This is a genomic window from Bacillus sp. NTK034 (assembly GCF_017303275.1).
Taxonomy (GTDB): domain Bacteria; phylum Bacillota; class Bacilli; order Bacillales; family Cytobacillaceae; genus Cytobacillus.
Map to the genome: position 1 here is coordinate 297,049 of NZ_JAFKOJ010000006.1, position 13,237 is coordinate 310,285.

The window sequence follows — 13,237 nt, forward strand, 5'->3', positions numbered from 1 at the left end:
ATATAGTTCAAAAGTCAAAATCAGAACATCTTTATAATTCTTGAAGTGCTTGTTCTATATTACTGAAGCCTCTTCGGTCAATGCTATCAGGTTCATCCGATTCAATTGTCCACTCATTTTCTGCAGGAGTTAATCCTCCATTACCATCTTTAATGAATGGACTATGTACGTGATAAGTTTTCCCTGCCTTTTTCACCGTGTATCCTATATAGTAATTATGATCCTGGCCTTCTTCCTCGAAAATACCAATATCATCGATTTCATATTTGTCTAAATATGACTGAAATGGCTCCTGCAATGCACTGATAATTTGCTCTCTTGGTAAAAACTCCATTATGCTTGCTCCCTTCCGATTATCTATCCCTTAATATGGCTTTTTTTGGAGGGATTAAACATTGAACTGTGAAAAGAGTACTCCGCATCAGCGAAGTACTCTGCTCCTTAACTTAAATCTAAGTTTTCCGAGAAGCTCCATAAGTTCTTCATATTCTTCCCGCTCAATGCTGCAAGCCTGAATAGCCTCTCCGGCTTTCTGCGTGATAACCTCTTTTTCCTTGCGTGCTTTTTCCTCAAGGAAGATATACACCTTGCGTTCATCAGCTTTGGAACGCTCTTTTCGAAGCCATCCATTAGAAATCATTCTGGAAATCATAGGGGTGAGTGTCCCCGTGCCAAGATTTAGTCTTTCTCCAAGCTCCTTTGCTGTCAGTCCATCCTTTTCCCAAAGTGCCAGAAGAACCAGATACTGCGGATAGGTTAAGCCAAATGGCTGAAGGGCACTTGTATACAGTTTTGTAAATTCGCCTGCTGTTTCATAAACAGCAAAACACAGCTGTTTATCCAGTGTATAAAAATCTTTCACATCATCACCTGATTCCAGAATTACAATAACTTCGTCAAATCATCCTCGATTTTTCCTGGTTCAGTTGTAGGTGCATACCGTTCTACAACCTGGCCATTGCGGTCCACGAGGAATTTAGTAAAGTTCCACTTAATGTTTTTAGACAGAATTCCCTTTTTCTGTTCTTTTAGGTAAGCAAATAATGGGTCAGTATTGTCACCATTTACATCAATTTTTGCGAAAATCGGGAAAGACACACCATAATTAAGCTGGCAGAACTCAGTTGTTTCCTCAATATTATCGAATTCCTGGTTATTGAACTGATCACAAGGAAACCCAAGAATTTCAACGCCGCTGTCTTTATACTTTTCATAAAGCTCCTGAAGTCCTTTGAATTGTGGCGTTAACCCGCATTTGCTGGCTGTGTTTACAATAATTAGAGGCTTTCCTTCATATTCTTTCAGAGATTTCAATTCACCATTCGTTTTTTTGACTTCAAAATCATAAACTGTTGTCATAAGAATCCCTCCTATTTTAAATCGTGTGCGATTTAATCTTAAGCGATCTAAAGTCTTTTTGCAAACAAATCAGCTTTTTATGAAACTACCATTAAAGTTCATTCGTAGAAAGATAGATTTCTAATTCATTTACAAAGGGTGATCAGGATGTTGGACGAACTGCGGGAAGCGATTGAGAAACTCCCTGAGAGGGGAGCGAAGAGCTATTTATTCCACATATTACTTCGGGTCCACTTATTGAAAAACAGCGTTGATTCCCAGGAAGATATCATTGAACTGCTCAATAATATCCAAAAAAAGATAATCTTTTATTCCCAAGAGAGGAAATTGGAACGGGAATATGAAACATACCACATTGTGTGCGGAGAATCACCGGCAGGCGCTTTAAAGGTTGGGCTTAATAAAGAAAATAAGGTCATTGGTTTTCCTGACTTCTTTAGCAATGGACCTCTCTGGAGGCTGCATGAAGAGGAGGGGAGAAAAAAGCGATTAGAATGGCTGATGGATCATATTAATATGCATGAAGATTATCTGGAAAAGGAATATGAAAGAAAAATAGCCAAAGCACTTGAGGAGATCGATGAAATTCCAGCGGGAAAACCGATCGTGATCTGGACAGCTGACAATGCAGATGAACAAACCGGTTTGCGGTATTTCCTTCACTTATTAAGAAACAAAGAAAATATTGTGCATGTTATTAATACTGCTCGGTCATATAAGGAGCTTTTTCCTGCGAAAAAGAAACAATACATTTTAAGGCACTCAGGTGAAGCAGCTCCAGAAAAACTGAAGATCATATTAGAAAAAAAAATGGGAAGCCCTTTATCTGCAGAAGAAAGAAATAGGTTTGTATCTGATTGGCAGTCCCTCTCCAAAACAAAGGAATTATTGCGCATATGGAAAGATAATGAAATACATAGTGTACGAGAGAGTTATTTTGATGAAAATATCATCGAATCAGCCAAAAAGCTCCATAAAAGCAATAAAGGTTTTATAAAATCAGCCAGATTAATTGGGGAAGTGATAGGGCATCTGGATGAGCCAATTGGTGATGGCTTTGCCGAGTATAGAGTAAGATCCTTAATTTATAACGGAATATTTGCCATAAAAGGAATTCCGAAAAGTATGAGGTTTTATAGCATTAAGCTAAAAGAACTAAAAGCTAAATGCGGAGACCGTCCGTCATCAGTTGATTAGCAGAAACTGTGGTATATGATTTAGCTGAAACCTAATGTTTGCAGGAAGGACCAGAAAAAATAGCATTTTCCTTGTTATATGGATTAACCGCTTACAAATTAGCGTTTGTCTCACCGCACATATTACTATAAAATCATAGTTAGATACATAATGGGGTGAACATGATTGAATTATAAACGTATTAAACCACGCAAAATATATGAAGAAGTGGCTGAAGCCATTATGGATATGATAAAAGCTGGTGATCTGAAGCCGGGTGATAAGCTCGATTCTGTTCAGCAGCTGGCTGAGAATTTTCAGGTTGGGCGTTCGGCGGTTCGGGAGGCACTGAGTGCACTGCGGGCTATGGGCCTGGTTGAAATGCATCAGGGGGAAGGTACCTATGTCCGTGAATTCAATTCAAATATGCTTAAGCTGCCAGTGCAAATTGCCGTCTTAATGAAAAAGGACGATGTGAAGAATTTGCTTGAAGTTCGCAGGATTCTTGAAGTAGGAGCTGTTGAAGCCGCAGCGTCAAGACGGACGGCAGAGCAACTTTCTGAAATTAAAGAAGCACTGGAGAAAATGAAAAATGCTAATGATGAAGAATTAGGAGAAGAAGCTGACTTTCGTTTTCATATGGCCATCGCAAGAGCATCCCAAAATGATTTGCTGATCAGCCTCATGAACAATGTTTCAGAAATGATGTTCACAACTATGCGTGAAACCCGCAGGCTATGGCTTTATTCGGAAAAATCTACACTTGGCCGGCTGACCCTTGAGCATGCCAGCATTTATGAGGCAATTGAACAAAGGGATGGTGCAAGAGCACAAAAACTATTGCTTCAGCATCTTCAAAGTGTGGAAGATGTATTAATGGAATACTTTCAGGAAATTGAAATGTAATAGGACTACCCAATCGTAATTCCTACGATTGGGTTTAATTCTGCAAATTTTTCGAAAAATTCTATTGAGATATGAAAGCGTTTTATTTATACTGTTTAATATACTAAAGTCATCAGATGACCTGTTAATAGGATTAATTCCATCCAGGAAGTATTCCTTCATCATGAAAGGGGAAGAGAAATTTGAGTATTGGTTTATTAGCTTTAATTGCTACATTGCCTATTGTTTCTGTCTTTCTATTTTTGGTTATTTTACGCTGGCCAGCTAAGAGGGCTATGCCGGTTTCTCTGATTCTGACCATCCTTATGGCTATGTTCATATGGAAAGTTCCGGGAAACCAAATAGCTGCAGCAAGTGCGAAAGGGATTGTCACGGCGCTTGAAGTGGGAGTGATTGTATTTGGTGCCATCCTGCTGCTGAACACACTGAAAGTAAGTGGTGCTATTTTTACCATTCGTAAAGGCTTTATGAGCATCTCCCCTGACCGCCGTGTCCAAACAATTATCGTTTGCTGGCTATTCGGATCTTTCCTGGAAGGGGCAGCTGGCTGGGGGGCTCCAGCCACTATAGTTGGTCCTCTTTTAGTTGCGATTGGCTTTCCAGCAATGGGTGCAGTTATGGTCGCGCTTATTCTGCAATCCACACCCGTTTCCTATGGGGCTGTAGGAACACCGATATTAATCGGGGTCCATTCAGGGTTGAAGGATTCGCCTCTTGTTCAAAGCTATATTGCAGAGCAAGGCACGACATTTGATGCCTACATAAATGCAATCGGAGGACAGGTTGCCCTGATTCATGGTGTCATCGGCATATTTATTCCATTATTTATGGTAACAATGCTGACTTACTTCTTCGGAAAAAATAAATCAATTGCAGAAGGGCTGGCCATATGGAAGTTTGCCGTTTTTGCAGGTTTGGCATTTACAGTCCCATATGCTTTAGTTGCCAATTTACTGGGTCCTGAATTTCCATCTTTGATTGGCGGTTTAATCGGCCTGGCGATTGTGGTGCCAGCCGCTAAAAAAGGATTATTTACCCCTGTAAAAGCATGGGACTTCGAAGAAAAAAGCCATTGGAATCCTTCATGGACGGGCTCCCTTGATGTGGACGCGGCAGACAAACCAAAGAAACAAGTATCATTTCTGGCTGCCTGGCTGCCATACCTGCTGGTGGCTGTTCTATTAGTTTTAACACGTGTGCAATACTTGCCTTTCTCGGCCTGGCTTCAAGCCTTTGTCCTGAAATTTGAGAGCGTTTTCGGGACGGCTATAACAATTGAATCCAAGCCGCTAAATCTTCCTGGTGTCATTTTTATTGTAGTATCCTTGCTTTCAATCTTTATTTTTAAAATGAATGTGAGAGATTACGGACAGGCAGTAAAAGACTCTTTTAAAACGATTGTCAGTGCAATGGCTGCTCTGGTATTTGCGGTCCCAATGGTCCAGGTATTTATCAACTCAGGAATCAATGCAGCCGATTTTACTAGCATGCCACTGGCATTGGCAGAGGGGATTTCCAATATATTTGGGAGCTATTGGCCACTTGCGGCGCCAACAATCGGTGCGATTGGAGCATTTGCTGCAGGAAGCAATACAGTAAGCAACATGATGTTCTCTTTGTTTCAATTCGGAGTAGCTGATAATATCCTTGCTTCTCCCGCCACCATTGTTGCCTTGCAGGCTGTCGGCGGAGCAGCAGGTAACATGATTTGTGTCCATAATGTTGTTGCTGCTTCATCTTCTGCCGGTTTAATAGGAAGGGAAGGAAGCTTAATACGAAAAACGCTTATCCCAATGACTTTCTATGTTATTTTTGCAGGCGGAATCGGGTATGTGGCCATCAATGGAATTGGCATGAATATTGGAACGCTTATCCTGGCCGCAGTGGCAGTATTCATTGCAGTTTTTATTGCTAAAGGCCAGGAACAGAACAGAATGGAAGATAAAAGGCTGAAAAAGTCAGCATAATGGTGCAAGCTCCATTGAGGGGCTTGCTATATTACACTAAAGTCATCTGATGACCTGTTGACTGTGCGGGTATCTGGGCTTAAACTTAGTTAAGACCCAGAATGAATATATTTACTTGAAGAAAGTAAAGGTGAGATCTATGAAAGTATCATTATTTGTAACCTGTTTAATAGATATTTTTCAGACGGATGTAGGAATGGATACTTTAGAACTACTGGAAAAGCTGGGCTGCGAAGTAGATTTTCCAGAAAAGCAGACATGCTGCGGGCAGCCTGCCTATAATAGCGGATATGTGGATAAGGCGAAAGAATCCATGAAGCATATGATTTCTGTTTTCGAACATTCAGATTATGTTGTAACTCCTTCGGGATCATGTGGAACTATGTTCAGAGAGTATCCGCACGTTTTTAAAGGAGACCCAGTGTGGGAGCCGCGCGCCAAAAAATTAGCTGAAAAAACGTATGAACTGACACAGTTTATCGTGGCTGTTTTAGGAGTGGAGGACGTAGGGGCAAAGCTGAATGGAATAGCGACCTACCACACTTCTTGTCATATGACGAGATTATTAGGAGTAAAGGAAGCCCCAATGAAGCTGTTAAGCAATGTAGAAGGTCTTGAGATGAAGCCGCTCGCACACAACTATAATTGCTGTGGCTTTGGCGGCACTTTCTCGGTAAAGATGGGGGAAATCTCAGAGCAGATGGTAGATGAAAAGGTTCAGAGTGTTGAAGATTGCGGAGCTGAAATTCTAATAGGAGCCGACTGCGGATGCCTGATGAATATTGGAGGACGGATAGACAGAAAAGGGAAGCCGATTAAGGTGATGCATATTGCTTCTGTATTAAATAGCAGATAGGAAAAGAGGGAAACACATATGGCTATGAAAATAGGGGAAAAACCTTTTAAAGAGCGTGTCAAAGACGGGATAGGCGATGTTTTTATGCGCGGTGCTGTTTCCTCTGCACAGGGGCGTTTTCGCAGCGGAAGGCTGAACGCAGCTGAAGAATTAGGAAATTGGGAGGAATGGCGCAAGCTGGGTGAAGAGATTCGGACCCATACCATTGAGAATCTGGATTATTATCTGGAACTCATGAGCGAAAATGTCTCTAAGCGAGGGGGATATGTTTTTTTCGCTGAAACAGCTGAAGAGGCAAATGAGTATATTACCAATGTAGTTAAAAAGAAAAATGGTAAAAAGGTTGTCAAATCCAAGTCGATGGTGACAGAAGAAATTAATATGAACGAAGCGCTTGAAAATGCTGGCTGTGAAGTCATTGAAAGCGACCTTGGCGAGTGGATTCTGCAAGTGGACGATCATGATCCACCGTCCCATATCGTTACACCTGCCCTTCATAAAAATAAAGAACAGATTCGCGATGTTTTTAGGGATAAATTAGGCTATGACAAAACCGAGAAGCCTGAAGAGCTTGCATTTTTTGCAAGAGAAAAACTGCGGGAAGAGTTTCTTCAGGCGGATATTGGCATTACGGGATGCAATTTTGCCATTGCCGAATCCGGAACGATTTCCCTGGTGACAAATGAAGGAAATGCGCGGATGGTGACAACCATTCCAAAAACGCAAATTACTGTAATGGGAATGGAGCGGATTGTGCCTACCTGGGAAGAGATGGAAGTTCTGGTAAGCCTGCTGACCCGCGCAGCAGTCGGGCAGAAATTAACGAGTTATATAACTGCATTAACTGGTCCAAAGCAAGAGGGAGAAATAGATGGTCCAGAAGAATTCCATCTTGTTATTGTGGATAATGGCCGTTCAAAAATTTTAGGAACAGCATTCCAGTCCATCCTTCACTGCATCCGCTGTGCAGCCTGCATTAATGTCTGTCCAGTCTATCGCCATGTCGGCGGTCACTCCTATGGATCTATCTATCCGGGGCCAGTAGGAGCGGTATTGACTCCTCTTCTTGGCGGCTATGATGAATATAAAGAACTGCCATATGCTTCAACGCTGTGTGCAGCATGTACGGAAGCTTGTCCGGTAAAAATTCCATTACACGAGCATTTGCTCCGCCACCGCCAGGAGATTGTTGAAAAAGAAGGCAGAGCACCGGTGTTTGAAAACTTATCCATGAAAGCCTTCAGTCTCGGCACAGCTTCACCATCCATGTACAATATCGGCTCAAAGCTGGCACCCAAGGCATTGGGAGCATTCACAAAGGATGATAAAATTTCAGCTGGTCCCGGCCCTTTAAAAAATTGGACGGAAATTCGGGATTTCCCCGCACCAAAGAAAGACAGATTCAGAGATTTATATAAAAAGAGAAAGAAAGAGAGGGGAGAATGATGGCAGCTGGACAAGTGTATAATCGCACTTCTTTCCTTGACAATCTGGCAAAAAATCTGGGGAGAAAACGTCTTTCTGAGGTAGAAAAACCTGCATGGGATCATAATCCTCAGTGGGACGTTTTAAAGGGCGCCTCACAGGACGAGCTTGTAGAGGTCCTGAAGAAGCAATGTTTGTTAATTCATACGGATGTATATGAAACACCTTCTGCAGAGCTACCTGAGCAAATCGGCCGCTTGATTAAAGAATACGGAGGCAAATCGGTCGTTACATGGGATGATCCGCGCTTTGAAGAATTTGGATTATCTTCCCTCCCTATTGATTTGAATGGCAATGGAATAGCAGTCCATGTCTGGGATCAAGAAGGAGGAGAAGAGAATCTTGCTTTCTCCGCACATGCAGACATCGGAATTACCTTTAGTGATGCTGCGCTTGCAGAGTCAGGAACTGTTGTTTTGTTCAGTGATAAAGGGAAGGGGCGAGCAGTAAGCCTTCTTCCAGTGATTTACTTTGCCATTATCCCAAAAAGCACAATTGTTCCAAGAATGACCCAGGTTGCAAAGCATATCCACACAATTGTGGAGAATGGCGAACCTGTCCCATCCTGTGTAAATTTCATTTCAGGCCCAAGCAACAGTGCCGATATTGAAATGAATTTAATTGTAGGTGTACATGGTCCTGTGCAGGCTGTATATATCATTGTTAACGATAAATAAAGGAGGCTGATCTGCAGAAAAATGCAGCTCAGTCTTTTATAAGGTAGTAAAATTTTTGAACTTCGATAACTGTCTATCTCCAGTGCTACCCCTCGAGGTGTCGGAGGTGGGCAAGGCGCTTCCGCTTTTCTGATAAGCCATCTGCTGGAATTTCATGCAGGCTTCATTTATTCTTAATAAAAGAAAAGAATAGAAGAGGGATTCATCTTGAAAAAGATTTACAGTGATATTATTCAATTCCGCGGAACCCACTTTGATTTTGGCTTCATGCAGGGAGAACTTATAAAGGATTCTCTTTCTGTGAAAAATCGGGAGGATCAATGGAAGGTAAGAAAGCCGCGATTTTCAATAAATGAAGCCGAAGTGAAAAAAGCGATTACGAGGTTTGCCCCTGGTATTTGGGATGAACTGCTTGGGATACGGGAAGCATTGCACTGGCCGATGGAGCGGGTTTTGAAGGAGTTTGGCGGCTATCGCCTCGATTATGTCCGCTCGGGATGTTCCATCCTTACAGGGGCTGATTACCTGATCCGCAATTATGATTACCATCCGAAAACCTATGAGGGGCGCTATACTTTTTATCAGCCAACAGATCAGGGATATGCGATGATTGGTCCAAGCCAGAGGATGACCGGACGGATGGATGGCATGAACGAAAAAGGACTTGTAATCGGCTATAATTTTATGAACCGGAAAAAGCCTGCTGATGGCTTTATCTGCTGCATGATCGGCCGCCTGATTTTGGAATCATGTGCAAATGTGGAAGAAGCGGTTGAGATGCTGAAGGAAATACCGCACCGCCATTCCTTTACATATGTGGTGTATGACACAAGCGGAGAGGCTTATGCAGTGGAAACATCTCCAAGAGGTGTACAGGTCCGTCAGACAACTGCCTGTACTAACCATTTTGAAATCATGAAGGATGAAAATCGCAATCATCTAGCTGACAGCCTGCGCAGGCTGGATGTCATGAAAAGCCATCAGGGTGAGCGTTTAGATGTACATGATGCTTTCCGCCTCTTGAATGATAACGATAAAGGCGTTTTCTCGGATCTTTATGGGAGCTGGGCCGGGACAATTCATACATCAGCCTATTTGCCGGGAGAGATGAAAGCCTGGTTTGCGCTCGGCGGTGACAGAGAGCCAGTAATTTTTGATTTCAGGGACTGGCTCGATGGCCAGGATATTAAAATGAATAGAATCACTGGTGAAGTTGATACGGACATTCCCTTTTTGCATATGGATGAACAGGCGAATTGGTTTAGGAAATGATGAAACGGAGAGTTACTTTCTCCGTTTTTTTCCTATTTTGAAAGAATATATTCATCATTTGGACAAACCCTCACATTCTTTCTTATCTTTATGTTGTGGTACACTTTATATATGAATTGGATGTAAACTGAGGTGCATACACGTGAAAACAGTATTGGTCATAGGCGGCGGTGTAACAGGATTGTCCGCTATGTATGAACTGAATAAGTGGAAAAAAGAAAAGGATCAGGATATTAGGCTTGTGCTGGCAGAATCAGCAGAACAGCTCGGCGGAAAAATCCGCACAGTCAGGGAAGGCGGATTTGTAATCGAGGCGGGAGCTGATTCGATTGTTGCCCGCAAAGCAAATGCGATGAATTTTATCCAGGAGCTGGGGCTGGAAGAAGCTGTTGTCTACAATGCTGCGGGGCGGTCTTATATATACAGTGATGGAGAGCTGAAGCTGATCCCTGCAGATTCTGTGTTTGGGATACCGGCCAGTGTTGAATCTCTTGCCAAATCTGCTCTTGTTTCAGCAGAAGGAAAAGTTGAAGCCCTAAAAGATTTTTATACGAAAAATGATGGCTTTACAAAGAACGATTCCATCGGTGATTTCCTGGAGCATTTCTTCGGAAAAGAGCTGGTGGAAAAACAAATTGCGCCTGTTCTTTCTGGAGTATATTCCGGGAATCTCAGTGACTTAACTATTGCTTCGACACTTCCGCAGGTGTTTGATTATAAAGAAAAATACGGCAGCATCATTAAAGGTTTTGAAGAAAATAAAAAGGTGTTCCAGATTGGAGGGGGCAAGAAGTTTCTTTCCTTTAAAAAAGGTCTTGATGCGATGATAGATGCTTATGAGGAAAAATTGGATGAAACAGAAATATTTAAAAACACGAAGGCAGTTAAAATAAAGAAAAGTGATCGCAGATATATAGTCGATTTCTCGAATGGGGAAAGCCTGGAGGCCGATCATGTGGTTCTAAGCATTCCGCATAATGCCGCTGCAGCGCTGTTCGATCATGAGGAGCTGAAAGCGGAATTCGGACTTTTGAAGAACAGTTCCTTAATCTCTATTTATCTTGCTTATGATATTCCAGACAGCGAGCTGCCTGAAGACGGGACAGGCTTCATCACTGCAAATATGGAAGAATTGACCTGCAATGCCTGTACATGGACAAGCCGCAAATGGAAGCATACTTCTGAAAGCGGTAATTTACTTGTAAGATTATTTTATAAAAGCAGCCATCCGGCCTTTGCAACTCTAAAGGAAATGAACGAAGACGATTTGCTGCAGACGGCTGTGGCCGATATTGAAAAAAGCCTTGGCATTACATCTGTTCCCGCTGCAAGTGAAGTGACGAAGTGGACTGAAAAAATGCCAAACTATCTGATATCCCATCCTCAGACAGTAGAGGCAATTGAAAACAGATTGGCTCAGGAATACCCTGGAATATGGCTTGCCGGCTGCTCGTATTATGGTGTTGGCATTCCTGACTGCATCGAAAATGGGGCAGAAACTGCCGGAAAAATTATTGAGAATATGTAAAACAAAAATCCCCTTCTGTGTAAGCTGGGGATTTTTAGCTTATATGCTTTTGGAAAGATCCTTAGGACTTTCAATTCTCATTTGCTCCAGTTCGAGCTTCATTTTTTCTGTTTCAAGCAAAAAGTTTTCCTGCTTCAGCTTTTCCAAGGTGATTTCATCTTTTATCATATTATGTTTGATCTTTGCGAGTTTTTGAGTATGAACAGTCATGATGGCAATGATGGGAATAGAGAAAGTCATAACCACAGCAATAATACCTGTCAAATTTCCTGCACCTCACATTTGATTGAATTAGAAAAAATTGTATATTATGTTTATAATAATAGCAAATCACAAGGGATATACAAGGGGTGTCTTAAATTGACTGGAATTTTTATAAAAAGAATTTATGACCCATACAACGAAGCAGACGGCTATCGGGTGCTTATTGACCGGCTGTGGCCCCGCGGAATTAAAAAAGAAGATGCCCGTTTATCAGCATGGGAAAAAGAGGCTGCGCCAAGCAATGAGATTAGAAAGGCGTTTAACCATAAGCCTGAGCTTTTTGAAGAATTTCGGAAAAAATATCTTGCAGAGCTGCGAACACAGGACGATAAAATCCGCAAATTAGATGAGCTGGCGAGAATGTCAAAAGAGCAGAAGGTTACTTTATTATATGCTGCCAAAGATCCCATTCATAACCATGCGAGAGTTCTGTGTGAGGAAATCATGAAAAGGTATGTTTAGTCTTTCTAATAAGGAGGGAAAGCAAGATAGAAAGATTAAGTTAATTTTAAATACAGGAGGAAATGATATGAATGCAAATATACAAAAAGAAGAAAACCGGTTTTTTATGAATGATGATGAAGGGAATATGATTGCTGAAATTACCTATATTCCAAGCGGTGATTCTGTCATAACCATAGACCATACATATGTAAGTGAGTCCCTCCGCGGTCAGGGAGTTGCAGGAAAGCTTTTGGAAAGCGTTGTTCAGGAGGCACGCAGCAAGGGATATAAGATTGTGCCTGCCTGCTCATATGCAAAAGCTGTTTTTGACCGAAAGAGCGGATATCAGGATTTGCTTGCAAACTAAAGGAGGTTTTCTGAATGGACGCAAAAATAATAGATGTAAATGGAACAGCCATTTCATACTATGATGAAGGCACAGGGGATCCGCTTGTATTACTGCATGGATTTTGCGGCAGCAAAGATTACTGGGCAAGGGTCATTCCATTATTGGCAGAGGACTTTCGCGTCATTGCGGTGGATCTTCCGGGGCATGGGAGTTCAGGGCTGCCAGAGGGTGAACCCTCTATTGAAAAGATGGCTGAAGCAATCAAAGGGGCTATAGATGAGCTCGGACTTGATAAAGTATCTCTTTTTGGCCACTCATTGGGCGGTTATGTAAGCCTTGCATTTGCTGAAGCGTATGGGGAGAAGCTGAAATCCTTTTCACTTATCCATTCAACAGCCAGCCCGGATTCTGAAGAAGGGAAAAAGGGAAGGGATGTCGCTGCCGGTAAAATTGATAAGGAAGGAATGGAGTCCTTTATAGATGGGCTGGTGCCGAAGCTTTTTGCACCTGGGGAGAAACACCCGGACGAAATTCAAATGGCAAAAGAAATTGGCTATCGTACAAGAGCTGAAGGTGCAAAGGCTGCACTGAAAGCGATGAAACAGCGTGAGGACCGCAGTCATGTCTTGAAAAGTACAAAGTTCCCAGTTTTAATTGTGGCTGGAGAACAAGACCAGATTGTCCCTCCAGAAAAATCATTTACAGTTAAAGGATCTAACATCAAGCCGGTGACCATTAATGGTGCGGGGCACATGAGCATGTACGAAGCACCGGATGAACTGGCAGAGGTTATCCTCGGGTTTTTGAAAGAGTAAGCAGTCTCTGTTTTGGAGAGCACATAAATTTTTTTATCCGCACATAAATTTGGGTTATCCGCACATAAATTTGGGTTATCCGCATATAAAAAATCTTATCCGCACATAAATTGGCGTTATGCGCACAGAAAGGTTCCTT

Annotated in this window: 15 protein-coding genes; 11 read left to right on the forward strand and 4 right to left on the reverse strand. The window is 42.1% G+C overall.

The features are described from left to right. Window positions 1-31: 31 nt before the first annotated feature. The 3 genes from JI665_RS18370 to JI665_RS18380 all read right to left on the reverse strand — a co-directional run bounded on the left by JI665_RS18370 (window position 32) and on the right by JI665_RS18380 (window position 1,359). Window positions 32-334: a DUF5634 family protein gene (locus JI665_RS18370; protein WP_206842449.1), complete on the reverse strand. Its 303-nt coding sequence runs from the start codon at window positions 332-334 to the stop codon at window positions 32-34. Window positions 335-421: 87 nt separating this feature from the next. Beyond that, window positions 422-862 carry a MarR family winged helix-turn-helix transcriptional regulator gene (locus JI665_RS18375; RefSeq protein WP_206842451.1) on the reverse strand — a complete coding sequence of 147 codons (441 nt, stop codon included), beginning with the start codon at window positions 860-862 and terminating at the stop codon, window positions 422-424. A gap of 20 nt (window positions 863-882) precedes the next feature. Further along, window positions 883-1,359: a glutathione peroxidase gene (locus JI665_RS18380; protein WP_009335774.1), complete on the reverse strand. Its 477-nt coding sequence runs from the start codon at window positions 1,357-1,359 to the stop codon at window positions 883-885. 147 nt (window positions 1,360-1,506) lie between these two features. On the opposite strand from JI665_RS18380, the gene JI665_RS18385 reads away from it, so the two are divergent. The 8 genes from JI665_RS18385 to hemG all read left to right on the forward strand — a co-directional run bounded on the left by JI665_RS18385 (window position 1,507) and on the right by hemG (window position 11,226). Next, window positions 1,507-2,556 carry a DUF1835 domain-containing protein gene (locus JI665_RS18385; protein ID WP_206842454.1) on the forward strand — a complete coding sequence of 350 codons (1,050 nt, stop codon included), beginning with the start codon at window positions 1,507-1,509 and terminating at the stop codon, window positions 2,554-2,556. Between the two features lie 165 nt (window positions 2,557-2,721). Beyond that, complete coding sequence (locus JI665_RS18390) at window positions 2,722-3,441, forward strand: FadR/GntR family transcriptional regulator (RefSeq protein WP_206842456.1); 720 nt, start codon at window positions 2,722-2,724, stop codon at window positions 3,439-3,441. A 182-nt stretch (window positions 3,442-3,623) separates the two neighbouring features. Next, complete coding sequence (locus tag JI665_RS18395; protein ID WP_206842458.1) at window positions 3,624-5,408, forward strand: L-lactate permease; 1,785 nt, start codon at window positions 3,624-3,626, stop codon at window positions 5,406-5,408. Between the two features lie 139 nt (window positions 5,409-5,547). Then, complete coding sequence (locus JI665_RS18400; protein WP_206842459.1) at window positions 5,548-6,264, forward strand: (Fe-S)-binding protein; 717 nt, start codon at window positions 5,548-5,550, stop codon at window positions 6,262-6,264. Between the two features lie 18 nt (window positions 6,265-6,282). Beyond that, window positions 6,283-7,710 carry a LutB/LldF family L-lactate oxidation iron-sulfur protein gene (locus tag JI665_RS18405; protein WP_206842461.1) on the forward strand — a complete coding sequence of 476 codons (1,428 nt, stop codon included), beginning with the start codon at window positions 6,283-6,285 and terminating at the stop codon, window positions 7,708-7,710. Continuing rightward, on the forward strand, window positions 7,710-8,426 hold the full coding sequence (locus tag JI665_RS18410; protein WP_206842689.1) for a LutC/YkgG family protein: 717 nt from the start codon (window positions 7,710-7,712) through the stop codon (window positions 8,424-8,426). The genes JI665_RS18405 and JI665_RS18410 overlap by 1 nt, the downstream gene beginning before the upstream one ends. A gap of 207 nt (window positions 8,427-8,633) precedes the next feature. Continuing rightward, window positions 8,634-9,698, forward strand: a complete 1,065-nt coding sequence (locus JI665_RS18415; RefSeq protein WP_206842463.1) for a C45 family autoproteolytic acyltransferase/hydolase — start codon at window positions 8,634-8,636, stop codon at window positions 9,696-9,698. A gap of 142 nt (window positions 9,699-9,840) precedes the next feature. Then, window positions 9,841-11,226, forward strand: coding sequence for a protoporphyrinogen oxidase (gene hemG, locus JI665_RS18420; RefSeq protein ID WP_206842473.1), 1,386 nt, complete (start codon window positions 9,841-9,843; stop codon window positions 11,224-11,226). 39 nt (window positions 11,227-11,265) lie between these two features. Here the strand turns inward: hemG and JI665_RS18425 are convergent, their stop codons facing one another. Next, a complete protein-coding gene (locus JI665_RS18425) occupies window positions 11,266-11,490 on the reverse strand; it encodes a hypothetical protein (protein ID WP_206842476.1) in 225 nt (74 codons plus the stop codon). A gap of 96 nt (window positions 11,491-11,586) precedes the next feature. On the opposite strand from JI665_RS18425, the gene JI665_RS18430 reads away from it, so the two are divergent. The 3 genes from JI665_RS18430 to JI665_RS18440 all read left to right on the forward strand — a co-directional run bounded on the left by JI665_RS18430 (window position 11,587) and on the right by JI665_RS18440 (window position 13,098). Next, window positions 11,587-11,952, forward strand: a complete 366-nt coding sequence (locus tag JI665_RS18430; protein WP_206842478.1) for a DUF488 domain-containing protein — start codon at window positions 11,587-11,589, stop codon at window positions 11,950-11,952. A gap of 67 nt (window positions 11,953-12,019) precedes the next feature. Beyond that, window positions 12,020-12,301, forward strand: a complete 282-nt coding sequence (locus tag JI665_RS18435; protein ID WP_206842479.1) for a GNAT family N-acetyltransferase — start codon at window positions 12,020-12,022, stop codon at window positions 12,299-12,301. Between the two features lie 14 nt (window positions 12,302-12,315). Next, window positions 12,316-13,098, forward strand: coding sequence for an alpha/beta fold hydrolase (locus tag JI665_RS18440; RefSeq protein ID WP_206842481.1), 783 nt, complete (start codon window positions 12,316-12,318; stop codon window positions 13,096-13,098). Window positions 13,099-13,237 lie beyond the last annotated feature (139 nt).